The organism is Belnapia sp. AC561 (assembly GCF_979252845.1).
This window is the reverse complement of sequence record NZ_CEEDBP010000045.1, coordinates 14,300-37,536: the sequence shown is the minus strand read 5'-3', so window position 1 is coordinate 37,536 and position 23,237 is coordinate 14,300. Positions and strand designations below refer to the sequence as shown.

At 70.4% G+C, this 23,237-nt stretch carries 26 protein-coding genes; 18 read left to right on the top strand and 8 right to left on the bottom strand.

Going from position 1 to position 23,237, the window contains the following annotated elements:
- Positions 1-8: 8 nt before the first annotated feature.
- Positions 9-974, bottom strand: coding sequence for a Bug family tripartite tricarboxylate transporter substrate binding protein (locus AC0IW9_RS26275; RefSeq protein WP_471651259.1), 966 nt, complete (start codon positions 972-974; stop codon positions 9-11).
- A gap of 144 nt (positions 975-1,118) precedes the next feature.
- Here AC0IW9_RS26275 and AC0IW9_RS26270 point away from each other — a divergent pair, with 144 nt between their 5' ends.
- The 3 genes from AC0IW9_RS26270 (at position 1,119) to AC0IW9_RS26260 (ending at position 3,304) form a co-directional block, all read left to right on the top strand.
- Positions 1,119-1,376 carry a hypothetical protein gene (locus AC0IW9_RS26270; RefSeq protein WP_471651258.1) on the top strand — a complete coding sequence of 86 codons (258 nt, stop codon included), beginning with the start codon at positions 1,119-1,121 and terminating at the stop codon, positions 1,374-1,376.
- A gap of 243 nt (positions 1,377-1,619) precedes the next feature.
- Complete coding sequence (locus AC0IW9_RS26265) at positions 1,620-2,345, top strand: PIG-L deacetylase family protein (RefSeq protein WP_471651257.1); 726 nt, start codon at positions 1,620-1,622, stop codon at positions 2,343-2,345.
- On the top strand, positions 2,345-3,304 hold the full coding sequence (locus AC0IW9_RS26260; RefSeq protein WP_471651256.1) for a glycosyltransferase family 2 protein: 960 nt from the start codon (positions 2,345-2,347) through the stop codon (positions 3,302-3,304). The genes AC0IW9_RS26265 and AC0IW9_RS26260 overlap by 1 nt, the downstream gene beginning before the upstream one ends.
- A 21-nt stretch (positions 3,305-3,325) precedes the next feature.
- Here AC0IW9_RS26260 and AC0IW9_RS26255 read toward each other — a convergent pair whose 3' ends face one another.
- From AC0IW9_RS26255 to hpnI, 5 genes are read right to left on the bottom strand one after another with little or no spacing between them, the layout of a single operon-like run.
- Entirely contained in the window at positions 3,326-4,276 is a 951-nt protein-coding gene (locus AC0IW9_RS26255; RefSeq protein ID WP_471651255.1) for a Bug family tripartite tricarboxylate transporter substrate binding protein, read from the bottom strand.
- 38 nt (positions 4,277-4,314) lie between these two features.
- Positions 4,315-5,289, bottom strand: coding sequence for a lysylphosphatidylglycerol synthase domain-containing protein (locus AC0IW9_RS26250; protein WP_471651254.1), 975 nt, complete (start codon positions 5,287-5,289; stop codon positions 4,315-4,317).
- Positions 5,286-5,927: a ChbG/HpnK family deacetylase gene (locus AC0IW9_RS26245; protein ID WP_471651253.1), complete on the bottom strand. Its 642-nt coding sequence runs from the start codon at positions 5,925-5,927 to the stop codon at positions 5,286-5,288. The genes AC0IW9_RS26250 and AC0IW9_RS26245 overlap by 4 nt, the downstream gene beginning before the upstream one ends.
- 12 nt (positions 5,928-5,939) lie before the next feature.
- Positions 5,940-7,388 (bottom strand): hopanoid biosynthesis associated radical SAM protein HpnJ, encoded by a 1,449-nt coding sequence (hpnJ, locus tag AC0IW9_RS26240; RefSeq protein ID WP_471651252.1) that lies wholly within the window; start codon positions 7,386-7,388, stop codon positions 5,940-5,942.
- A gap of 21 nt (positions 7,389-7,409) precedes the next feature.
- Positions 7,410-8,591 (bottom strand): bacteriohopanetetrol glucosamine biosynthesis glycosyltransferase HpnI, encoded by a 1,182-nt coding sequence (hpnI, locus tag AC0IW9_RS26235; protein WP_471651251.1) that lies wholly within the window; start codon positions 8,589-8,591, stop codon positions 7,410-7,412.
- Positions 8,592-8,611: 20 nt separating this feature from the next.
- On the opposite strand from hpnI, the gene AC0IW9_RS26230 reads away from it, so the two are divergent.
- From AC0IW9_RS26230 to AC0IW9_RS26210, 5 genes are all read left to right on the top strand, one after another.
- On the top strand, positions 8,612-9,442 hold the full coding sequence (locus AC0IW9_RS26230) for an MlaA family lipoprotein (protein WP_471651250.1): 831 nt from the start codon (positions 8,612-8,614) through the stop codon (positions 9,440-9,442).
- A 47-nt stretch (positions 9,443-9,489) separates the two neighbouring features.
- On the top strand, positions 9,490-10,068 hold the full coding sequence (locus tag AC0IW9_RS26225) for a helix-turn-helix domain-containing protein (protein WP_471651249.1): 579 nt from the start codon (positions 9,490-9,492) through the stop codon (positions 10,066-10,068).
- Complete coding sequence (locus AC0IW9_RS26220) at positions 10,065-10,601, top strand: GNAT family N-acetyltransferase (RefSeq protein ID WP_471651248.1); 537 nt, start codon at positions 10,065-10,067, stop codon at positions 10,599-10,601. Before AC0IW9_RS26225 ends, AC0IW9_RS26220 begins: the two co-directional genes overlap by 4 nt.
- A complete protein-coding gene (locus AC0IW9_RS26215) occupies positions 10,601-10,813 on the top strand; it encodes a hypothetical protein (protein ID WP_471651247.1) in 213 nt (70 codons plus the stop codon). Before AC0IW9_RS26220 ends, AC0IW9_RS26215 begins: the two co-directional genes overlap by 1 nt.
- A 143-nt stretch (positions 10,814-10,956) precedes the next feature.
- Positions 10,957-11,691 (top strand): urease accessory protein UreH domain-containing protein, encoded by a 735-nt coding sequence (locus AC0IW9_RS26210; RefSeq protein ID WP_471651246.1) that lies wholly within the window; start codon positions 10,957-10,959, stop codon positions 11,689-11,691.
- Between the two features lie 3 nt (positions 11,692-11,694).
- Here AC0IW9_RS26210 and AC0IW9_RS26205 read toward each other — a convergent pair whose 3' ends face one another.
- Positions 11,695-12,471 (bottom strand): DUF2189 domain-containing protein, encoded by a 777-nt coding sequence (locus tag AC0IW9_RS26205; protein ID WP_471651245.1) that lies wholly within the window; start codon positions 12,469-12,471, stop codon positions 11,695-11,697.
- Between the two features lie 168 nt (positions 12,472-12,639).
- Here AC0IW9_RS26205 and ccoN point away from each other — a divergent pair, with 168 nt between their 5' ends.
- The 9 genes from ccoN to AC0IW9_RS26160 are packed head-to-tail and all read left to right on the top strand — an operon-like array spanning position 12,640 to position 20,548.
- On the top strand, positions 12,640-14,109 hold the full coding sequence (ccoN, locus tag AC0IW9_RS26200; protein ID WP_471651244.1) for a cytochrome-c oxidase, cbb3-type subunit I: 1,470 nt from the start codon (positions 12,640-12,642) through the stop codon (positions 14,107-14,109).
- A gap of 11 nt (positions 14,110-14,120) precedes the next feature.
- Positions 14,121-14,849, top strand: a complete 729-nt coding sequence (gene ccoO, locus AC0IW9_RS26195) for a cytochrome-c oxidase, cbb3-type subunit II (RefSeq protein WP_471651243.1) — start codon at positions 14,121-14,123, stop codon at positions 14,847-14,849.
- 12 nt (positions 14,850-14,861) lie between these two features.
- Positions 14,862-15,017, top strand: a complete 156-nt coding sequence (locus AC0IW9_RS26190) for a cbb3-type cytochrome oxidase subunit 3 (protein WP_471651242.1) — start codon at positions 14,862-14,864, stop codon at positions 15,015-15,017.
- 14 nt (positions 15,018-15,031) lie between these two features.
- Entirely contained in the window at positions 15,032-15,886 is an 855-nt protein-coding gene (gene ccoP, locus AC0IW9_RS26185; protein WP_471651241.1) for a cytochrome-c oxidase, cbb3-type subunit III, read from the top strand.
- A gap of 10 nt (positions 15,887-15,896) precedes the next feature.
- The gene (gene ccoG / locus AC0IW9_RS26180; protein ID WP_471651240.1) at positions 15,897-17,363 is read left to right on the top strand and encodes a cytochrome c oxidase accessory protein CcoG; all 1,467 of its coding nucleotides are present in this window, start codon (positions 15,897-15,899) and stop codon (positions 17,361-17,363) included.
- Positions 17,360-17,839, top strand: coding sequence for a FixH family protein (locus tag AC0IW9_RS26175; protein ID WP_471651239.1), 480 nt, complete (start codon positions 17,360-17,362; stop codon positions 17,837-17,839). Before ccoG ends, AC0IW9_RS26175 begins: the two co-directional genes overlap by 4 nt.
- Positions 17,836-20,190 carry a heavy metal translocating P-type ATPase gene (locus AC0IW9_RS26170; RefSeq protein WP_471651238.1) on the top strand — a complete coding sequence of 785 codons (2,355 nt, stop codon included), beginning with the start codon at positions 17,836-17,838 and terminating at the stop codon, positions 20,188-20,190. The genes AC0IW9_RS26175 and AC0IW9_RS26170 overlap by 4 nt, the downstream gene beginning before the upstream one ends.
- Entirely contained in the window at positions 20,178-20,369 is a 192-nt protein-coding gene (gene ccoS, locus AC0IW9_RS26165) for a cbb3-type cytochrome oxidase assembly protein CcoS (RefSeq protein WP_471651237.1), read from the top strand. Before AC0IW9_RS26170 ends, ccoS begins: the two co-directional genes overlap by 13 nt.
- Positions 20,366-20,548 (top strand): hypothetical protein, encoded by a 183-nt coding sequence (locus AC0IW9_RS26160; protein ID WP_471651236.1) that lies wholly within the window; start codon positions 20,366-20,368, stop codon positions 20,546-20,548. The genes ccoS and AC0IW9_RS26160 overlap by 4 nt, the downstream gene beginning before the upstream one ends.
- Here the strand turns inward: AC0IW9_RS26160 and AC0IW9_RS26155 are convergent.
- Entirely contained in the window at positions 20,502-21,284 is a 783-nt protein-coding gene (locus AC0IW9_RS26155) for a Crp/Fnr family transcriptional regulator (protein WP_471651235.1), read from the bottom strand. The genes AC0IW9_RS26160 and AC0IW9_RS26155 overlap by 47 nt on opposite strands.
- 350 nt (positions 21,285-21,634) lie before the next feature.
- Here AC0IW9_RS26155 and AC0IW9_RS26150 point away from each other — a divergent pair, with 350 nt between their 5' ends.
- Entirely contained in the window at positions 21,635-23,236 is a 1,602-nt protein-coding gene (locus tag AC0IW9_RS26150; protein ID WP_471651234.1) for an ABC transporter substrate-binding protein, read from the top strand.
- The last annotated feature ends 1 nt before the right edge of the window (position 23,237 follow it).

Sequence of the window (23,237 nt, the reverse complement as noted above, 5' to 3'; positions counted from 1 at the left end):
TTTTTCCCTCAATCCGGTGTCGCGCCGGTGGCTTTCACGATCGGCGCGAATTGGGCAACCCGCTGCGCGATTTCCGCTCCTAACACCTCCGGCATGCTCGGGGTCGCCTCCATCCCCCGCTTGTTGAACTCGCGGATCACCTCCGGGTCACTCAGCACCTCCCGCATCGCCGCGTTCAGCCGCGTCACCACGGCGGGCGGGGTGCCGCGCGGGGCGAGCCAGCTATCCCAATTCGGGACCTCGAAGCCGGGGATGCCGGCCTCCGCCACCGTAGGCACCTCCGGCAGCAGGGCGGAGCGGGTGGCGGTGGCGACGGCCAGGGCGCGGAGGCGGCCGGCCTCGATCAGCGGCAGGACGGTGGGGGCGGTGCTGAAGCTGAAGTCGAGCTTGCCGGCCAGCACGTCGTTGGCCAGCGGGCCGCCGCCCCGGTAGGGCACCGGGATGGTCTTCACCCCGGCCATGTGGTCCATCAGCACCGAGGCCAGGTGGCCCATGCTGCCGATGCCGGAATTGCCGGCGCTCAGCGCCTCCGGCCGGGCGCGGGCGGCGGCGAGGAGCTTCGGCACGCTGTCCCAGGGCCGGTCCATCGGCGCCACCAGCACGTAAAAGACCGAGAGCAGGTGGGAGATCGGCACCAGGTCCGTCACCGGGTTCCAGGCGAGGTTGCGGTAGAGCGTCGGGTTGACCGCCAGGATGCCGATATTGCCCTGGAACAGCGTATAGCCATCGGCCGGGGCGCGGACGACCAGCTCCGCCGCGATATTGCCGCCGGCGCCGCCGCGGTTCTCGATCAGCAGCGGCTGGCCCAGCAGGGCGGTGAGGCGCGGCGCGACGATGCGCGCGGCGATGTCGGAGGAGCCGCCGGGCGCGAAGGGGATGATCAGGCGGATGGGCCGGCTCGGCCATGGGTCCTGGGCTTGGGCCAGGGACGGCAGGAGCAGCGGGGCGGCAAGCAGGGCGCGGCGGCTGGGCATGGGATGGGCCTCCTCGATGCCAAGGCGGAGCAAGCCGCGTGCCGCCGGCTGCACCAAGGGCGGGAGGCCAGGCTGGGCCATTCCTGATGGAGGCCCGGGGCTGGCGCGATCAAGTCCCGTGGGCCGGGCAACCGGAGTCGCGGCATGAAGCCGATGATCCGGGTGGGCAGGGGAAAGCCCGATAATGACCTGGGCCTGAAGTTGCACTGCCGGGCAGCTCGATGTCTTCACGATCGATACATCGCCGTCATTGCGGGATTGGTTGCCGGAATCGGATCCTTCGCACCCAGCTTATGTTGCAAAGCATATCTGTCAGGAATTTTTAAACGTTATTTTGCATCCGTACTGCCGCGGCATCGTATTGCCATTCAGGATATGTCAGACTTCGGAGAATACGAATGAATTCGATAATTGATCTAAATTCCGATGAGTGCCTGAGCGGGCATCGCCATCGTTGTTTCGTTATCTTTAATTGTCTTGCAGGCATGATGCCGGATTGACGGGCCAAATTCATGCCTGCCAAAAGGTCAGTAATCACGTCCTGAACGCCAGTTTCCAGAGTATTTCATAATGAATATGTTGCAGCGGGCGCTTTGTCGTATCCCCTGTCTATTCGGAACCTCTGCCAGAACGATACTCGGACGCATGGTGGATCTGCCCCATGCCGACCTGGACGGCATTACCGGTGGCCGGACCGTACTGGTCCTGGCACCGCATCCCGATGACGAAAGCCTGGGCTGCGGCGGGCTGATCGCCGAGGCCTGCGCCCGGGGCCGCCCGCCGGTGGTGGCGGTGCTGACCGATGGCACCATGTCCCATCCCAATTCCCCCAGCTATCCGGCACCGCGGCTCAAGGCCCTGCGGGAGGAGGAGGCACGGGCGGCGGTCGAATGCCTCGGCCTCGGCGCGGACCGCGTGGTCTTTCTCGGGCTGCGCGATACCGCCGCCCCGACCGAAGGACCCGAATTCCTGGATGCCCTGGCGCGGCTCAGCCGGCTCATCCACGACCATGACGTGGGCAGCATCCTCGTCACCTGGGAACACGACCCGCATCCGGACCATGTGGCGGCGCATCGCCTCGCCGCGGAGGCCGCGCGGCTTTCCGGCGTGCGGCTGATCGCCTATCCGGTCTGGGGCTGGACCCTGCCGGCGCATCGCTGCCTGCCGCGCGGGCCGACCACCGGGGCACGGCTCGATATCGCCCGCCACCTGCCGGCCAAGCGCCGCGCCATCGCGGCCCATGCCTCGCAGTATTCCCCGCTGATCGATGACGACCCGCAGGCCTTCCGCCTTTCGGCGGAGATGCTGGCGATCCACGACCGGCCCTTCGAGGTCTTCCTCTTTCCGGCCACCGGCGGGGGGGCAGCGTGATGGCGGCGGATCCCAGCGTCTCCATCATCATCCCGGCCTATAACGCGGCCGCCTTCGTGGGCGATGCCATCGCCTCGGCCCTGGCCCAGACCCAGCCGGGGGTCGAGGTGATCGTCGTCGACGACGGCTCGGCCGATGCGACCTGGGAGACGGTCCTGGCCTGGGCCGAGGCCGATCCGCGGGTGGTGGCGCTGCGGCAGCCGCGGCAATCGGGGCCTTCGGCCGCCCGCAACGCCGCCCTGGACGTGGCGCGGGGGCGCTGGGTCGCGTTGCTCGATGCCGATGACCTTTTCGCGCCGGACCGGCTCGCGCGCATGATCCGCCATGCCGAGGAAACCGGTGCCGACCTGCTGGCCGATGACCTGCTGAAATGCGACTTCGTCACCGGCACCGCCCTGGGCCCCTGCTTCGGGGCGCAGATGAAGGCCTGGGCCGGGCCGCTCTCGCTGCTCGATCTGGTGCGCGGCGACATGCCGGACCTGCGGCAGGGCCAGCATGCCAAGCTCGGCTTCCTGCAGCCGATCATGCGGCGGGAATTCCTCGAGCAGCATCGCATCCGCTATGCCGAGGATGTCACCACCAGCGAGGATTTCCTCTTCTACTTCGAATGCGTCGCGCGCGGCGCGCGCTTCCTGCTGCTGCCGGAACCCTTGTATGTCTATCGGCTGCGGGGCGGATCCGTCTCGAATGGCGGGGTCGCGCCGCTGCATGTCAGCCGCGCCAATCGCCGGATGCTGGACATAGCCCGCACGGTGGGTGACGGCGCACTGATCGCCCTGCTGCGGCAGCGGCAGCGCCTGCTGGATTTCAACAGCTTCGCCCTGGCGATCCGGCGGGGCTGGCTGGGGGTGGCGCTGCGGCATGTGCAGTATGGCGGGCCAGCGCTGCTGCTGCGGCAGCTGCGCCTGGTGGCAGGGGCGGTGCGGCAGCAGTTCAGCCTGGTGGGCAGCCCGCGCTGAGCGGCAGGGCGGCCCGGGTCGTCAGCCGCCGCTGATGCCGGCGGCCTTCACCACCTGCGCCCAACGAGTGGCCTCGGCCTGCATGAAGCGCTGGAATTCCTCCGGGCTGCTGGGGAGGGGTTCCAGCCCCTGGGTCGCCAGCTTGGCCAGCACCTCCGGGTCCCGCAGGGCGCTGGCGAGGGCGGCGTTCAGGGCGCCGACCGTGGCGGTGGGCGTGTCCTTCGGCGCCAGCAGGCCGTACCAATTCACCACGTTGAAGCCGGGCACGCCGGTTTCGGCAATGGTCGGCACATCCGGCACCAGGCCGGAGCGATGCGCGGTCGGCACCGCCAGGGCGCGGAGGCGACCGGTCTGGACATGCGGCACGGTGGTGGCGGCGGTTGCGAAGCCGAAGTCGATCTTGCCGGAGATGAGGTCGGTGATGAGCTGCCCGCCGCCGCGATAGGGGACGTGGATGGTCTCGATCCCCGCCGCCTGGTCCAGCACCGCCGCCGCCAGATGCCCGGCCGAGCCGACCGAGGAGGAGCCGTAGGTCAGCACCCCCGGTTCCTTCTTCGCCGCGGCGATCAGGTCCGCCACCGTCCGCCAGGGGCGGTCCGCCGGCACCACCAGCAGGTTGGTGACATCGACCAGCAGGGAAATGGGGGTGAAGGCGGTGACCGGGTCCAGCGAGAGCTTGGTCAGCAGCGGATTGACCGTCATCTGGCCGATGGTGCCGACCATCAGCGTGGTGCCGTCGGGCGCGGCCTGGGCCAGCAGCTCATTCGCCAGGTTGCCGGCGCCGCCCGGGCGGTTGTCGACGACGACGGGCTGGCTGAGCAGGGCGGAGAGCTTCGGGGCCAGGATGCGCATGGTGATATCGACGCCGCCGCCGGCGACATAGCCGACGATGACCCGGATCGGGCGGCCCTCGGCGTAAGCGGCGGCGGGCAGCAGGGGTATGGCGGCCAGGAGGCCGCGGCGGCTGATCATGGGGACGTCCTCAGAGGCTTTCGCCCGAGGCTAGACCCTCAGCTCAGCCCCGGCGAGAGACGGGCGATGCGGCGTTCGGCCCAGACCCAGGCGAGCAGGCCGGGCAGGAAGATCACCAGGTCGCGCAGGCGGCGGGCGATGGCCAGGGCCGCCGCCACTTCCGCCGGCAGGCCGAGCAGCAGACCGAGGCCGAGGAAGCCGGCCTCCTGCAGGCCGAGCGCGCCGGGAACCAGGAAGGCGGCGGAGGAGAGGGCCTGGATCATCGCCTCGATGGCGACGGCCTCGGCGAGGCTGACGGGGTGGCCGAGGAAGTAGAGGGCCAGCCAGATCTCCAGCGCGCCGGCGACCCAGCCGAGGAATTGCCAGAGCACGCAGCCGAGGATGGCGCCGCGGACCCGCCAGATGCGGCGGGTCATCCGGTCGATCCGGGCGGAATGGGCGGCGAGGCCGGTGAAGCGGCCGGCGGCGATGGCATTGAGGCCGCGCGCCAGGCGGCTGAGGATATCCGCCCGCTGCGCCAGGATGAAGCCGCCGGCCAGCGTGACGCCGCCCAGCATGCCGAGGGCGATGCCGCCCCAGCCGACGCCGGCCCCGGCCCAGGCCAGCAGGGCGAGGCCGAGCAGGGCGAAGGCGAGCTGGCTGAGGATGGAGATGGCCATGTCCACCATCAGGCTGGCGGCGGCCGGGGCGACGCCGACGCCCTCGCCGCGCAGCAGGCGGTAGGAGGCGATCTCGCCGCCGACCCGGGCGACGGGCAGCAGCCCGTTCACCGATTCCCGGATCCAGACATTGGCGGTCATCGCCGCCAGCGAAGGCCGGCGCCGGCGCGGCAGCAGGATGGCCCAGGCATGGCCGTTCAGCGCCATGGAGGGCACATGCGCCAGCGCCGCCAGCACCAGGCCGAAGCCGGCGGTGGCGAGCAGCGCGGTGACCTCGCCCATATCCTGCTGCGCGAGGAGCAGGAGCGCCCCGGCGAGGCCGGCGAGGGCGAGGGGGATCCCGGCGCGGTTCATGCCAGCATCACCGTATAGCCGCCGGTGGCGAGGCCGGCGCAGGCGGCACGCACGCGGGGGTCGAGCAGGGCGGCCAGCTCGCCGGGGTAGTCGTAGCCGGGGGCGGCGCCGGGGAAGCCGGGGGCGGTGGCCGGGTGGAGGTAGATCTCGGTGGTGCCGGAGGGGAGGCGCGGGAGGATGGCCGCCAGCCGGTCCGCGGTGACATGGCCGGTCCAGCGGAGGCCGACGACGCGGTCAGGCGCCCGGAGACCGTGGCGGGCAGCGAGCAGGCGGAGCCAGCGGGTCAGCGGCCAGAGGGCGCGGCCGGCGCCGGGGACCAGCGCGGGTGGCTCCCAGGGGATGCGCACGGCCCGGATGCCGGCCGCGGCGGCGGCGCGGAAGGCGATGGCGGCGATGACCGGGTGCAGGTGGAAGTGCTTGTGCGCATTGAGGTGGTCGCAGGCCAGGCCGGTGGCACGGAAGGCGGCGAGCTGGGCAGCGACCTCGGCGCCGAGCTGGGCACGGGCGGCGGCGGCGGGTTCGCCGACCATCAGGCTGGCGGCGGTGAGGACGCCGTCGCGATGGGCTTGCTCGATGGCGGCATTGACCTCGGGGGAGAGCCCGAGGTCATCGGCGTTGACGATGACGCGCCGGCCCATGGCCGGCAGGGGTCAGGCTGCGGCCTTCTGCGCGTCGCCGGCCGTCTTCCGCTCCCGCAGGAAGTGGAAGAACTCCACGCCTTCCCGCAGGCGCCGCACCAGCATCTGCCGGTCGCGGATCATCTCGCCGCAGATCGAGGCGATCTTCGGGGCGCGGAAATAGAACTTCCGGTAGAAGCTCTCGACCCCGTCGAAGATCTCGGTGTGCGACAGGTGCGGATAGGCCAGCGGGGCGATCTGCACGCCATGGGCATCCACGTATTCGGTATGCGCGGTGTCGAGCCAGCCTTCCTTCTGCGCCTGGTCGAACAGGAAGGTGCCGGGATAGGGCGCCGCCAGCGAGACCTGCAGGGTATGCGGGTTGGCCGCGATGGCGAACTTGATCGTCTCCTGGATGGTCTCGGTCGTCTCGCCGGGCAGGCCGAGGATGAAGGTCCCGTGGATCATGATGCCGAGCTCATGGCAGTCCTTGGTGAACTGCTTGGCGACCTCGATCCGCATGCCCTTCTTGATGTTGTGCAGGATCTGCTGGTTGCCGCTCTCGTAGCCGACCAGCAGCAGGCGCAGCCCGCCGTCTTTCAGGATCTTCAGCGTCTCGCGCGGGACATTCGCCTTGGCGTTGCAGGACCAGGTGACGCCGAGCTTGCCCATCTCGCGGGCGATGGCCTCGGCACGGGGCAGGTCGTCGGTGAAGGTGTCGTCGTCGAAGAAGATCTCCTTCAGCCCGGGAAAGCTGTCCCGGATGTAGCGGATCTCCTCGATCACGTTCGCCACCGAGCGGGTGCGGTAGCGGTGGCCGCCGACCGTCTGCGGCCAGAGGCAGAAGGTGCAGCGGCTCTTGCAGCCGCGGCCGGTGTAGATGCTGACGTAGGGGTGCTTGAGGTAGCCGATGAAGTACTTCTGGTACTCCAAGTCCCGCTTATAGACCGGCGAGACGAAGGGCAGGCTGTCCATGTCCTCCAGCACCGGCCGGTTCGGGTTGTGGACCAGCACGCCTTCCTTGTTGCGCCAGGAGAGGCCCTGGATGGCGCCCCAGTCGCGGCCCTCGGCCACCTCCTTCACGGTGAAATCGAATTCGTTGCGGGCAACGAAGTCGATCACCGGCGCGTCGCGCAGGCTCTCGGCGGCCTGGACCGCGACCTTGGCGCCGATCATGCCGACCTTGAGGTTCGGGTTCTCGGCCTTCAGGCGTTCGGCCACCTTCACGTCCGAGGCGAAGCTCGGGGTCGAGGTGTGCAGCACCAGCAGGTCCTTGTCGCGGACCATGGGGACGACATCGGCCAGCGACTGCTTGTGCGGCGGGGCATCGACCAGCTTCGAACCTTCGACGAGGGCCGCCGGCTGGGCCAGCCAGGTCGGGAACCAGAAGCTCTTGATCTCCCGCTTCGCCTGGTAGCGGGACCCGGCGCCGCCATCGAAGCCATCGAAGGAGGGAGCCTGGAGGAACAGGGTGCGCATCATCGGCTCGGAAATCCCCGGAATTTACGCTTCGACCATGCTGCCATCGGGCCGCATGCGGTATCGCCGGCCCTGCCACGTCACCGTGCCCCGGGCCAGCCCAACCCCCCATATAGCGAAGGAGAGCAGGTCTCGCAGGGGAAGAAGCAGAATTCTTGCCGGTCGCCAAGGCTTGCGCAGCACATGGTCCACCACCAGGGCGGTGCCAGCCCGGGCCAGCAGCGCCACGGCCAGGGGCAGCCAGCCCCAGGGGGGGGCCAGCAGGGCGGCGATCAGCCCGGGGATCAGCGGATAGGTGATGCCCATCCCGAGGTAGCCCATCGGGTCCAGCGCCCTGAGGGTCCGGGCCCAGCGCAGCTCATGCCGCAGCAGCGCGCCGAGGCTGGGCTCGGCCATCACATGCCCCGGCAGGACCGGTGCCACCTCCACCCGCAGGCCGAGCCGGCGGACCGCGGCGCCCAGCGCATGGTCATCGGCCAGCAGGTCGGCCACGGCCTGGAAGCCGCCGATGCGGGCCAGGGTCTCGGCCCGTAGCGCCATGGTCGCGCCGTAGCAGCCATTGGCCCGGCCCATGGATTCGCCGAGGCAGGCATTGGGGAGGAATTGCCAGTCGATCCCCAAAGCCGCCAGGCGGGACCAGAGGCCGGCATCGGCGGGCTCCCCCCGGTAAAGGCAGGTGACCAGCCCGACCGCCGGGTCCGCCAGGGGGGCGGTGACGGCGGTCAGCCAATCGGGCGGCATGTGCATGTCGGCATCGGCCACGACCAGCACCGCATGCCCGGCATGGCCGGCGAGGTTGATGAGCTGGGAGACCTTGCGGTTCGGGCCATGCTGGCGGGGGTCCCTCAGCAGCCGGGCAGGGGTGCCGGGGTGGGCCGCCATGGCGGCCTCGGCCACCGGCCCGGCGGCATCGCCGTCATCCGGCACGCCGAACAGGACCTGGAGCGGGGCCGCATGGCGCTGGCCGAGGGTCGCCCGCAGGTTGTCCCCGAGGCCGGGCTCGGCGCCATGCAAAGGCTTCAGGACGGAGGCGGGCAGGGCGGGGGCCGTCAGCGGCCGTTGCTGGCCGAAGCGCCAGGCCGCGCGCGCCGCCAGGGCCGTCGTGGCCGCGCCCGCCAGGGCCAGCAGCCCGGCGAGCCCGCCGAGCACGAGCGCCGGATCAACCACGCCGCACCCGGAATGCCGGTCGCGCTGCCGCTCCGCCATGCGCTAGGCTAAGCCATCCCATGCCGGTCCCCCTAATGCCCCGCACTGCTGCCCTTCTCTCCCTGCTGCTCGCCGTCGGCCTTGCGGCCTGCGCCCAACCGGGCCGTGACGCCCCGCAGCGGGTCGCCGCCAACGGCGCCGCGCGGATCGCCTCGGACGCCGCCGGCACCGCGCCGCCGGTGGTGGTGACCGCGCCGACCGACCCGTCGGACCCGCTGGAAGCGAGCAACCGCCAGGTGCTGGACTTCAACCTGCGGCTTGATGACGCCGTCCTGCGGCCGGTTGCCGTCTTCTACCGCGATGCGGTGGGGAATTGGACCCGTACCCGGATCCGCAACCTGCTGGCCAACCTGAACGAACCCGTCGCCGCCGCCAACAGCCTGCTGCAGGGCCGGCCGCAGGAAGCCGCGACCACGGCCCTGCGCTTCGTCTTCAACAGTACCGCCGGGATCGGCGGCATGTTCGACCTGGCCCAGTTCGGCGGCCCGCCGGCGGCCCGGCGGGACTTCGGCGAGACGCTGCATGTCTGGGGCCTGCCGGATGGGCCCTACCTCATGGTGCCGGTGCTCGGCCCGTCCAACCCGCGGGAGCTGACCGGCAGCATCGCCGATGGCTTCATGAACCCGATCAGCTACTTCATCCCGCTCGGCGCCAATCTCGGCCGCGGCGTGGTGGAGGGCGTGGACACGCGGGAGCAGAACATCGAGACGCTGGACGAGATCCGCAACGGCTCGCTCGATGTCTATGCCCGGCTGCGGAGCCTGTGGCAGCAGCACCGGGATGCGGAGCTGGGCCGCACCACGGCCGGGTCGATCGACGTGCTGGACGATCCGGAGGCGGTGCGCCGCTGAGGATGATGGGTCTTGGATTCCACTATAGTGGAATCTAGACTGCGGGGATGAGCGATGCCGTCCTCGACCTGGATACCCGCCTCGGCAGCCGCATCCATGCGCTGCGGACCGCCCGCGGGCTGACGCTCGATGCCCTGGCGACGCAGGCGGAGGTCAGCCGGGCCATGCTCTCCCGCATCGAGCGGGGCGAATCGAGTCCCACGGCGCAATTGCTCAACCGCATCTGCGGCGGGCTGGGCATCACCCTCTCGACCCTGTTTGCCGAGGCGGAGGGCGAGGCCAGCCCGCTGTCCCGCCGGGCGCGGCAGCCGGTCTGGCGGGATCCGGAGTCCGGCTATCTCCGCCGCCAGGTGGCGCCGCCCGGCACCGGCTCCCCGGTCGAGATCGTCGAGGTCGAATTCCCGGCGCATGGGCAGGTCGCCTTCGACAGCCAGCGGCTGCCAGGGGCGGACCAGCATGTCTGGGTGCTGGAGGGCACGCTGGACCTGACCCTGGGGCGGGAGGCGATCCGGCTGGAGCAGGGCGATTGCCTGCGGATGCGCTTCGGCCAGCCGATCCGCTTCCGCAACCCGCTGGATCGGCCCATCCGCTATGCCGTCATCCTCAGCCATGGAGCCGCGCCATGATTAGACCGCTGGATGCCGCGACGGCGGAGGCGCGCCTGCCCGAGCTGGCCGCCCTGCTGGTGGATGCGGTGGCGCATGGGGCCTCGGTCAATTTCATGGCGGGCTTCTCGGCGGCGGAGGGGGAGCGCTTCTGGCGGGCGCAGCTGCCCGGGGTCGCGGCCGGTGAGCGGATGCTGTTCGTGGCCGAGGCGGAGGGGCGGCTGCTGGGGACGGTGGTGCTGAGCCTGGCGCCGCAGCCCAATGCGCCGCACCGGGCCGAGATCGGCAAGATGCTGGTGCATAGCGGCGCGCGGCGGCAGGGGCTCGGCCGCCGCTTGCTGGGGGCGGCGGAGGCGGCGGCGCTGGCGGCCGGCCGCAGCCTGCTGCTGCTGGATACCGAGACCGATAGCGCCGGGGAGCGGCTGTACCGGAGCTGCGGCTGGACCGTGCTGGGCGTGCTGCCCGACCATGCCTTCACCCCGGATGGGCGGCTGGCGCCGACGACCTGTTTCTACAAGGTGCTCGGCCCGCATCGCCGGCCGGGGGTGCGCTGATGCCGCCCGTGGGTCCGGGCCACAACGGGGGGCCGCCGCTGGAGGAGGACCCGGATGCGGGCTGGCGGCTGTTCTGCTGGAAGCGGGCGAAGAAGAAGGCCTGGGCGGCCCCGCCGGAGATCGCATTACGACGGCTGGCGCGGGCGGAGGAGCTGGGGATGAGCTACCGGGAATATACGCTCGAGATCCTGGAGCGCGGCCGCTACCTCTGAGCGGGCTGCGGCAAGCAGGCCAGCATCGGACTGCCGGTCTGGATCACGCCATCCACCAGCAGCAGGCCGCGGCCGTTCGGGCGGATTGAGCCGGCTGATCCTGATCAAGGACAGCTGGTCCCTTGAGAAGCATGATGGCGCGCATGCTTGCCAATTGTCTGCACGCGCTCGATGCGCTGGGTCCTGCCGGCCTGCCGGCCCTCATGGGGGCGCTGTTCCTGATGGGGCTGGCGGGCGGGGCCAGCCATTGCGCGGCGATGTGCGGGCCCTTCGTGCTGGCCCAGGTGGCGGCGGGGCAAAGCCTGGAGGGCGGGCGGCTGGCCAGGCTCTCCGGCGCGTTGCTGCTGCCCTATCACCTGGGGCGCGGCCTGGGATACGCGACGCTGGGGGCGCTGGCCGGGGGCTTCGCAGCGGCGGCGGCGTTGGTGCCCTGGCTCGGCTGGGTGCCGCCGGTGCTGCTGCTGCTGGCGGCGCTGGCGATGCTGGCCCAATTGGTGCCGGCGCAGGCGGTGCCGGCACTGGCCGCCTGGCTGCCGCATGGCGGCGTCTGGGGCGGCGCGATCGCCCGGCATGTCGGACCCTTGTTGCAAAGGCCCGGTCCGGGGCGCTCCTTCCTGCTTGGGGTGCTGCTCTCGGCGCTGCCCTGCGGCCTGCTCTATGGGGCACTGGCGGCGGCGGCGGGGAGCGGCAGCGCGCTGGCCGGGGGGCTGGCGATGGCGGCCTTCGTCGCCGGGACGGTGCCGGCCATGGTCGGCCTGGCGCTGCTGGGCCGGATCTTCCGGCGGCAGGCGGAGCCCTGGCTGCGGCGGATCGCGCCCTGGCTCCATGCCTTCAACGCCGTGGTGCTGCTGGCGTTGGCCTGGCGGCTGCTGGCTTGAGCATCAGCGGACCACCAGGTCGCGGTAGGCATGCCAGGTGGCATGGCCGATCAGCGGCAGCACCAGGACCAGGCCGAGGAAGAAGGGCACCAGCGCCAGCCCGGTGAACAGCACGATCAGCCCGGCCCAGAGCGCCATGGCCCGCCAATTCTCCATCACCGCCTGGATGCTGATGGTCGCGGCCTCGAGGAAGGAGATCTCACGGTCGATCAGCATCGGCAGGGAGACGGCCGAGATGGCGAAGGTGCCGGCGGCCAGCAGGAAGCCGAAGCCGGTGCCGACCACCAGGAAGGGCAGCAGCAGGTCCGATTGCAGCATCGCCAGCGGCAGGCGGTCCAGCGAGGGCGTGGTGCCGTAGCCGAAGAACAGGGCGAAGAGCAGCCCGGCGACCCGGACCCAGAACAGGTGGATCAGCAGCAGCACGATCCCCATCATGGCGACCTGCGTGCCGGGGCGGCGGTAGCCCTGCAGGGCCTCCGCCAGGGTGGTCGGCAGGCCGAGCTCCATGCGGCGGGAGGTCTCATACAGCGGGGCCGCCAGCAGCGGGGCGACGATGAAGAAGCCTGCCGTCGTCGGCAGGATGGCCCAGGTGGTGCCGAGCTCGAACAGCAGCAGCGAGACCATCCAGCCGAAGACCGTCAGCGCCGCGCCGAGCGGCAGGCTGATCGCGCGGTTCGCCATCATGTCCCGCCAGCCGAGGGTGAACCAGACCCAGGGGCGATCGGTCGCCACCCGGCGGATGCGGTTCGCCAAGGGCGCGGGAAGGGTTTCGCTCGGCATCGTCCTTATCTCCCCGGGAAGTGCCGGCACCCTATAGGCGCGGTCAGCGGGGGGTCCTTGATCCGGATCAAGGACCCGCGAGGCGAAGAGGCCGAATGTGGCGGCCAGCCGGGAGAGCCACCGCTGGCCCCGCTCGCACACCCGCCGTTTGGCACGGAGATGATTAGCATGGCCGCAGTTGCCGCCTTGAGACCGCCCTTGGCGGAGCTGGATGTGGAGGCACCGATCCGGGCCTTCGCCATCGCCACCATGTTCTGGGGCATCGTCGGATTCCTGGTCGGCGTGGTGATCGCCACGCAGCTCGCCTTCCCGCTGCTCAACCTCGATCTCGAATGGACCACCTTCGGCCGGCTGCGGCCGCTGCATACCAGCGCCGTCATCTTCGCCTTCGGCGGCAACGCGCTGCTCTGCACCAGCCTGTATGTCGTGCAGCGTACCTGCCGGGCGCGATTGTTCGGCGGCGAGGAGATGGGCTGGTTCCTGTTCTGGGGCTACAACTTCTTCATCGTCGCCGCGGCCATCGGCTATGTCTTCGGCGTGACCCAGGGCAAGGAATACGCCGAGCCCGAGTGGTACGTGGACCTCTGGCTGACCGTGGTCTGGGTGGTCTACCTGGTCGCCTTCGGCGGCACGCTGGTGAAGCGCCGCGAACCCCATATCTACGTGGCGAACTGGTTCTTCCTCGCCTTCATCATCACCGTCGCTATGCTGCACATCGTGAACAACCTGGCGCTGCCGGTCGGCGGTGGCGTCGGCAAGTCCTATGGACTGGCGTCCGGCGTGCAGGATGCGATGATCCAGTGGTGGTATGGCCACAATGCGGTGGGCTTCTTCCTGACCGCCGGCTTCCTCGGCATGATGTACTACTTCATCCCGAAGCAGGCGGACCGGCCGGTCTATTCCTACCGGCTGTCGATCGTGCACTTCTGGGCGCTGATCTTCCTCTATATCTGGGCCGGGCCGCACCACCTGCACTACACGGCGCTGCCGGACTGGGCGCAGACGCTGGGCATGGTTTTCTCGATCATGCTGTGGATGCCCTCCTGGGGCGGCATGATCAACGGGCTGATGACCCTCTCGGGCGCCTGGGACAAGCTGCGGACGGATGCGGGGCTCCGCTTCTCGGTTACCGCGGTCGGCTTCTACGCGATGTCGACCTTCGAGGGCCCGGTGATGTCCATCCGCGCCGTCAACAGCCTCTCGCACTATACCGACTGGACGATCGGGCATGTGCATAGCGGGGCGCTCGGCTGGAACGGCTTCATCACCTTCGGCGCGCTGTACTGGCTGTTCCCGGTGCTGTGGAAGAAGCAGGCGCTGTATTCGCAGAAGCTGGCCTCCTGGCACTTCTGGATCGCGACCCTGGGCATCGTGCTCTACATCACCGCCATGTGGGTCAGCGGCATCATGCAGGGCCTGATGTGGCGCGCCTATGACGAGCTCGGCTTCCTGCAATACTCCTTCGTCGAGACCGTCGCGGCGATGCACCCCTACTACGTCATCCGGATGCTCGGTGGCCTGCTCTATCTCAGCGGCGCCTGCATCATGGCCTACAACCTGTACATGACGGTGACCGCGGTGGAGGACACGGCCCCGGCCATGCTTCCCATCGGTGCCGTTCCCGCGGCGGCCGAGTGAGGGACCGGGCCATGAAGAACTTCAGCCACGCGCTCATCGAGCGGAACGTCGTCATCCTCGGCGTGCTCACCCTGCTGACCGTCGCCATCGGCGGCTTGGTGCAGATCGTCCCGCTGTTCCTGGTGGAGACGACCATCGAGCGGGTCGAGGGTGTGCGTCCCTATACGCCGCTCGAGCTCATGGGCCGCAACATCTACGTCCGGGAAGGCTGCTACCTCTGCCACAGCCAGATGGTGCGCCCCTTCCGCGACGAGGCGGAGCGTTACGGCCACTACAGCCTGGCGGCCGAGAGCATGTACGACCACCCCTTCCAATGGGGCAGCAAGCGCACCGGGCCGGATCTGGCCCGCGTCGGCGGCCGGTATTCGGATGATTGGCAGGCGGCGCATCTGCGCAGCCCGCGGGCGCTGGTGCCGGCTTCCGTCATGCCGCCCTATGCCTTCCTCGACCGGCCGCTGGATGCCGCGGAGATCACCGCGCATCTGCGGGCGCAGCGGGCGGTAGGCGTGCCCTACACCGATGCGATGATCGCCGAGGCGGCCAATGACCTGGCGGCCCAGGCCAACCCGGATGCGGATGCGGCCGGCTTCAACGCCCGCTATCCCCGCGCCCGGCAGGGGCTGTTCGATGCCGATTCCCGCGCGGTGACGGAGATGGATGCGTTGGTCGCCTATCTGCAGATGCTCGGCACGCTCGTCCGCTTCTCGGACGTGACGCCCGAGCAGCTGCGCCAGCCGTAAGGAGGCATGGCCATGGACATGGTCCGCATCCACGAGATCCTCTCGACCGTCTGGGTCCTCTGGTTCGTCGTGCTCTTCACCGGGATCCTGGTCTGGGTGCTGCGCCCGGGCAGCCGCGAGGCAGCCCGCCGGCACGCCGAGATCCCCTTCCGCGACCACGTGAACTGAAGGCGCCAATCCCAATGGCACTGAAGCCCGATACCGACGCCATCAGCGGCGTCGTCACCACCGGCCACGAATGGGACGGGATCAAGGAACTCGACAACCCGATGCCGGCCTGGTGGATCTACACCTTCTATGCCTGCATCGCCTTCGCCGCCGTTTGGGTGATCTTCTACCCCTCGCTGCCCTTCGTGCGCGGCACGCTCGGCTATACCGGGCGCAGCGACTTCGAGGCGGCGATGGAGGTCGAGAAGGCCAGGACGGCGCCGATGCTGGCGCGCATCCGCGCCGCGACGCCGGCCGCCATCGCCGCCGACTCCGAGTTGCGCGGCTTCGCGCTGGCCGGTGGGCGCGTCGCCTTCGCCAACAACTGCGCCGGCTGCCATGGCGCGGGCGGGCAGGGCGCGGTGGGCGGCTTCCCCAGCCTAGCCGATGACGACTGGATCTACGGCGGCAGCTTCGACGATATCCAGAAGACCATCACCGTCGGCGTGCGCAACGGCGAGCATCCGGATGCCCGCGGCGTGGCCATGCCGGCCTTCGCCCAGGCCGGTTTGACGCCGGCGCAGATCGGCACCTTGGCCGATCATGTGCTGTCCCTGTCGGGCGCAGGGCCGGCCTCGGCCCCGGGTGCGGCGCTCTATGCCGAGAATTGCGTCGCCTGCCATGGCGAGCGCGGCGAGGGCAACCGGGAGCTGGGCGCGCCGCGGCTGAACGATCAGGTCTGGCTCTATGGCGGCGACAAGGCTTCCATCAGCCGCACCATCGCCATGGCGCGGGCGGGGGTGATGCCGGCCTGGGGCAGCCGGCTGGACCCGGCCATGGTCAACATGCTGACCGTCTATGTCCACGCCCTCGGCGGCGGGGAGCAGTAGGTCGAACCCGATGCCCGATACCAGCATCACGGCCCCGCCGCTCTACGCGCCGCATCGGAAGGTCTATCCACGGGCCGTCAAAGGCCGGGTGCGGCGCATCAAATGGGCGGTGCTGACCGTGCTGCTCGGCCTCTACTACGTCGTGCCCTGGCTGCGGTGGGACCGCGGCCCGGGCGTGCCCGACCAGGCGGTGCTGGCCGATATCGGCAATGCCCGGCTGTTCTTCTTCTGGATCGAGCTCTGGCCGCAGGAGATCTACTTCCTCACCGGCTTCCTCATCCTGGCGGCGATCGGGCTGTTTGCCGCGACCTCCCTGTTCGGCCGCATCTGGTGCGGCTTCACCTGCCCGCAGACGGTCTGGACCGACCTGTTCCTCTGGGTGGAGCGGCGGATCGAGGGTGACCGCAATGCCCGGATGAAGCGCGATGCGGGGCCGCCCACGCGCGACCGCATGCTGCGCCGGGCGGCCAAGCACGCCGCCTGGCTGGTGATCGCCGCGGCGACGGGGGGCGCCTGGATCATGTATTTCCAGGATGCGCCGACCGTGGTGCGGGAGATCCTGACCGGGGCCGCCAGCCTGGAGACCTATTTCTTCTTCGGGCTTTTCACCACGACGACCTATGTGCTCGCCGGCTTCGCGCGGGAACAGGTCTGCACCTACATGTGCCCCTGGCCACGCTTCCAGGGCGCGATGCTCGACCAGGACAGCCTGGTGGTCACCTACCGGGACTGGCGCGGGGAACCGCGCGGCAAGCCGAAGGATGTCGGCAGCGGCGATTGCGTCGATTGCGGCGCCTGCGTGCATGTCTGCCCGACCGGGATCGACATCCGCGAGGGCCAGCAGCTCGAATGCATCGGCTGCGGCCTCTGCGTCGATGCCTGCAACGACATCATGGGCAAGCTGTCCCGGCCGCAGGGGCTGATCGCCTTCGAGGCGCTGTCGAACCTCGCCGCCAGCACCGCCGCCGCGGCGCCCCTCGAGCCCGGCCCGGCGCGGTTCCAGGCGGGGATGGCGGCGCGGCGCCCGCTGAAGCTGCTGCGGCCGCGGACGCTGATGTATGCGGGGGTACTTGCCACCGTGGTGGCCGTCATGCTCGGCGGCTTCCTGCTGCGGGATACGCTGACCCTGACGGCGCTGGCCGAGCGGGCGCCGCCCTTCGTGCGGCTTTCGGACGGCGGCATCCGCAACGCCTATACGCTGAAGCTGGCCGACAAGACGCGCGACGGCGGCCGCTATGCGCTGGTGCTGGACGGCCCGGCCGGGCTCCGGCTGGTGGTGCAGGATGCCGCGGTGGATGCCGCCGGCCGGCCGGTACTGCCGGTGCGGCGCGACGGCGTGGCCAGCTACCGCGCCCTGGTCACCGCGCCGCGCGAGTTGCACCTGGGGGAAAGCCAGCCGCTACGCTTCCGCCTGGTGGATGAGGCCGGGCAGGTCGTCGCCTCCGGCAGCAGCGTCTTTCTGGGACCCCACAAATGAGCGCTTCCCTGCCTGCCTTCGACCCGGCCCGCGGCCGCTGGATCCCCTGGGTCTTCGCCGGGATGATGCTGATCGTCGTCGCGGTGAACGGCGTGCTGATCTACTCGGCCGTTCATAGCTTCACCGGCACGACCACGGGCAAGGCCTATGATCGCGGCCGGGCCTATAACCACATCCTCGCGGAGGCGGAGCGGCAGGCGGCGCTCGGCTGGACGCCGGCGGTGAGCCTCCTCGGCGGCCGGCTGGAGGTCACGGTGCTCGACCGCGAGGGCAGCCCGGTGCCGGGCCGGCTGGAGGGGCTGCTGCATCGGCCGCTGGATGGACGGGCGGTGCCGCTGGTCTTCGCCGCGGTGGCCGTGGGCGCTTGGTCGGCCGAGGCGGTGACGCCGGCGGCGGGGCAATGGGAGGCGCGGCTGACGCTGACCGATGCGGTGGGCCGGCACCTCGATATCCGCCGGCGGGTGATCGCGCGGTGAGCGCCATCGGCCTGATCACGCCCGCACGGGCGGCACTGTCCGTGCCGGGCTGCCCGCATTGCGGGGCACCGGTCGCGGCGCCGGGGCGCTTCTGCTGCGCCGGCTGCGAGGCGGCGCATGGGTTGGTGAACGGCCTGCACCTGGATGCCTTCTACAGCCGGCGCAAGGCCCCGGATGGCGCGCTGCGCCCGGACCTCGCCCCCCCGGTGGCGCTGGCCGCGGCGGCCGAGGCGGATGGGCCCAGCCTGTGGCGGCTGGACCTCATGGTCTCCGGCCTGCATTGCGGCGCCTGCGTCTGGCTGGTGGAGCAGGCGCTGGCGGCGGACCCGGATGTGTTGGCGGCGCGCGTCGCCCTGACCACGCGGCGGCTGACCCTGCGCTGGCGGGGCGAGCGGGCGCGGGCGGAGGAATTCGCGGGGCTGCTCGGGCGGCTCGGCTTCCGGGCGGTGCCCTTCACGCCGGCCTGCCTGCGGGCGGCGGATGATGCGGAGACCCGGTCGCTGGCGCGGGCCCTGGGCATCGCCGCCTTCGGCGCGATGAACGTCATGCTGGTCTCCGTCGCCGTCTGGGTCGGCGAGGACATGGGCGAGCAGACCCGCGGCATGATGCATTGGCTGGCGGCGCTGATCGGGCTGCCGACCATCGCCATCGCCGGGATGCCCTTCTATCGCTCCGCCCTCGCGGCGCTGCGGGCGCGGCGGGTCAACATGGACGTGGCGATCAGCCTCGGCGTGCTGGCGACGGCGGCGATGTCCCTCTCGGAGGCGCTGCGCAACGGCCCCTTCACCTTCTTCGATGGCGCCACCACCTTGCTGGCGCTGCTGCTGGCCGGGCGGCTGCTGGACCGCACCGCGCGCGGACGGGCCGGGCGGGCGGTCGCCGAATTGCTGGCCCTGCAGGATGGCATGGTCCGGCGGCTGGAGGCGGGTGGCGCCGTCGCCGAAGTCCCGGCAGGTGCGATCCGCGCCGGCGACCGGGTGCTGCTGGGTGCCGGGGAGCGGCTGCGGCTGGATGCGGTGCTGGAGGATGCGCCGGGTCTCTTCGACCTCGCCGCCACGACGGGGGAGAGCCTGCCGCGCAGCGTGGCGCCCGGTGCGGCCCTGGCCGCGGGTGCGGTGAACATGGCCGGCCCGGCGGTGCTGCGGGTGAGCGCGGCGGCGGCGGATGGCTCGCTGGCGGCGATCGGCCGGCTGCTGGAGCATGCGGCCCAGGCGCGCGGGCGCTTCGTGACCATCGCCGACCGGGCCGCGCGGCTTTACGTGCCGACCGTGCTGGTGGTCGCCATGGGGACGTTCCTGGGCTGGTGGCTCTGGGCCGGCTTCGGCTGGCAGGCGGCGCTGGTGCCGGCGGTCTGCGCCCTGATCGTGACCTGCCCCTGCGGCCTCGCCATCGCCGTGCCGGCGGTGCAGGTGGTGACGGTGGGGGCGCTGTTCCGCCGCGGCGTGCTGGTGACCTCGCCGACCGCACTGGAACGGCTGGCGGCGGTGGATCACGTGGTGCTGGACAAGACCGGCACGCTGACCGGCGGCACGCCGGTGCTGCTGCCCGGCGGGTGGGAGCCGGAGGTGCTGCGTGCCGCGGCCTCCCTGGCGCACGGCAGCCGGCATCCGCTGGCCCGCGCCCTGGCCGCCGCCTGCCCGGAGGCGCCGCTGCGGGCCGATGCGGTGGAGCATCCGGGGCAGGGCATGGCGGCGGGCGGGTCCCGCCTCGGCAGCGCGCGCTTCTGCGGCCAGGCGGAGGCGGGCAGCCAGCCGACCCTCTGGTTCGTCACGCCGGGTGCCGCCCCCACGGCCTTCCGCTTCGCCGACGTGCCGCGGCCGGATGCGCGGGAGGCGGTGGCCGCCCTGCGGGCGCTGGGGCTTTCGGTCGAGATCCTCTCGGGCGATGGCGCGGGGGCGGTGGCGGCCATCGCCGGCGCGACCGGCGTTGCAGACTGGACGGCGGCTGCCATCCCCGAGGCCAAGGTCGCCCGCATCGCCGCGCTGCGGGCCGCCGGACGGCGGCCGCTGATGGTGGGCGACGGGATCAACGATGCCGGGGCGCTGGCGCTGGCGCATGCCGCCGCGGCGGCGCCGGGGGCACAGGACCTGGCGCAGGGCGCCGCGGATATCGTGCTGCGGGGCGAAGCGCTGCTGGCCCTGCCGGAGGCGATCCAGGCGGCGCGCCGGGCGCAGGTGCTGGCGCGCCAGAACATCGGCTTCAGCCTGGCCTACAACCTGGTGGCGGTGCCGGCCGCGGTCGCCGGGCTGGTGACGCCGCTGGGGGCGGCGGCGGTGATGGCCAGTTCCTCCATCGCCGTGATCCTCAATGCGCTGCGCGCGGAAAGGCTGTCCCGGCCATGGACTCGCTGATCTTCCTGGTGCCGCTGGCACTGTCGCTGGGGCTGCTGGGCCTCGGCGGCTTCCTCTGGGCGCTGCGGTCCGGGCAATACGATGACCTGGACGGCGCCGCGGCCCGCATCCTGTTCGACGACCCGCCGGCGGCACCGCCGCCGTCCCAACCCTCTGTCAAAAGGCAAACGCAGCCATGATCAGCAGCCGCGTCTTCTTCCTGGTTCTGTCGGTCGTCATCGCGCTGGTCGGGCTATGGGCCGCGGCCGTCGCGCATGACTACATGCATGTCTTCGGCCTGGGGCTGTTCGCCTTCGGCACGCTCTTCGCGCTCAGCTGCGTGAAGCGGCATTTCGATGAGCAGGATGCGCGGCACTGAGCGGCAGCCGTGCCGGATGGGCCTCCGGAGCGGCTTCCGCCCCGGCCAGGCTCTCCAGCGCGGCAAGGTCCGTGAGCGTGACATGGCCGCGGCTCGGCTCCCGCAGCAGCCCTTCCCGGCGCAGCGCGGCGAAGACGCGGCTGACGCTTTCGATCGTCAGGCCGAGATAGTCGCCGATATCCGCCCGGGTCATGGGCAGGGACAGCTCGATCCCCGGCTGGCCGTTCCGCTGCGCCGCGGCGCGCAGCATCAGCAGGAAGGCGGCGACCCGGCCCTCCGCGCTGCGCTGGGCCATGGCGCCGAGCTGTTCCTGGGCGGAGGCGAGGTCTTCGGCGCAGAGCTCGAGCAGGCGGTGCGACAGCGGGGCGCAATGCCGGCTCATCGACTCCAGTCGGGGGCGGTCGAGCCGGCAGACGGTGGAATCGGTGACCAGTTCGGCATCGCAGGGATAGCGGTCGCGCGCGGTGTAGCCGATGAAATCCCCGGGGAAGCGGAAGCCGATGATCTGCTGCCGGCCATCCGGCAGGGAGCGCAGCAGCTTCGCGGCGCCATCCACCAGGGTGAAGACCGCGGAGGCGCGGTCGCCCTCGCGGAAGACCGCGCTGCGGGCCGGCAGGTGCAGGGTGGTCGAGGCGGCGGAGAGGGCGGCCTGGTCCACGTCATCGAGGGTATGGCACAGGCCTTTGACGGCCCCCGCGCAACGCTCGCACAGGACGGCACCGGTTCGCCGCGGCATGATGGAGCCTGACACGTCCACAGCCATTACTCCTGTTCAATGACCAGATCTCGCCGCATTCACCCGCCGCTACAAGGCCGGTATCAACTGAAGCTTCATCGGTCCCGCGACCTTGCTTTCTTAGCAGATAATCCACAGGCGGGTGAGGCGGAAAAAATTGGGCTTTCGCAAGGCTGAGCCTTGGATTCAGCCGGATGGTGCTTCTCTGTTCCTGATTTGATCCGGAAATATATCCACAGGCTTCGAGTCGGGTAGGGCCGGGGCCAATGCCAAGTCTGACATGTCCCATCATGGCACAGGGATTGCTGCCGCTGGCGCCAGGGCTTGGACCCTGTTGCCCGGAGAATTGCATGGACCGCCGTAGCTTCCTGAAGGCGCTGCCCGCCACCACCCTGGCCGCGCCGGGTATCCGCGAAGCGGCGGCGCAGCCGGCCCCGACCAGAAACGAGACGCTGCTGCTGGTGCAGGAATACGGCCCCAATAGCCTGGATATGCAGGGCATTGGTTCCTCCCAGCCGGTGAATGGGGTGGCGCTGAATTGCTACGACCGGCTGGTGCGCTTCAAGCGGGTGAAGGTGGATGACGTCACCACCAGCTTCGACATCAATGCCCTGGAGCCCGAATTGGCCGAGAGCTGGCAGGAAGCCAGCGACGGCAGCAGCGTAACGTTCAAAATTCGGGCAGATGCCCGTTTTCATAGCGGGCGCAGCGTGACGGCACGCGACGTGAAGTGGTCGCTGGACCGTGCCGTCTCGATCGGCGGCTTCGCCACCACCCAGATGAATGCGGGCAGCCTGGAGAAGCCCGAGCAATTCGTCGCGGTGGACGACAGGACCTTCCGGGTGGACTTCGCCCGGCGCGACAAGCTGACCATGCCGAACCTGGCGGTGACGATCCCCTTCGTCTTCGACAGCGAGCTGGCGATCCGCAACGGCGGCGGCGATCCCTGGGCGAAGGACTACCTGAAGAACAACGTCGCCGGTGGCGGCGCCTTCAAGGTGGAAGCCTGGCGGCCGGGCACCGAGACCATCTATACCCGGAACGACGACTGGAAGTCCGGTGCGCTGCCCAAGCTGCGCCGGGTCATCGCCCGCGACATCCCCTCGCCCTCCACCCGCCGGGCACTGATCGAGCGGGGGGATGCCGATATCAGCTACGGCCTGCCGCCGAAGGACTTCAAGGATCTGGCCGATGCCGGCAAGATCAAGGTCGCGGCGGTGCCGGTGCCGAATGCCATCTGGTACGTGGCGCTGAATTCGGCGCTGCCGCCCTTCAACAACGTGAAGCTGCGGCAGGCGGTGGCCTGGGCGCTGCCCTATGAGAAGATCATGCAGGCCTCCCTGTTCGGGCGGGGCGTGCCGATGTGGGGCGGGCCTGCGACCCCGGCCGAGCTGAAGTGGCCGGTGCCCTTCCCCTATACGGCCAACACGGACCGCGCCAAGGCGCTGATGGCGGAGTCCGGCGTGGCGCCCTTCAGCACGACACTGCTATTCGATGCCGGGTCCGGCACCATCGCCGAGCCGATGGCGGTGCTGGTGAAGGAGGCGCTCGCCCCGCTCGGCATCACGGTGGAGCTGAGCAAGATCCCGGGCGCTAATTTCCGCGGCGAGCTGAACAAGAAGACCGCGCCGATGGTGATCAACCGCTTCGGCGGCTGGCTCGATTGGCCGGACTACTTCTTCTTCTGGAATTACCACGGCAATAATTCGATCTTCAACATCCCCTCCTACCAGAACCCGGCGATGGACAAGTTGATCGATGGCGCCCGCTTCGCGCCCGATGCGGCGAGCTATGCGGAGAACGTGCGCGGCTTCCTCGAGCTCGGCATGCAGGAGGTGCCTTTCATCCCGATCGCCCAGCCCTTCCACGACGTGGCGATGCAGCGGACCATCGGCGGCTACCAGTTCTGGCCCTGCCGCGAACCAGACTTCCGCTACCTGACGAAGGGCTGAG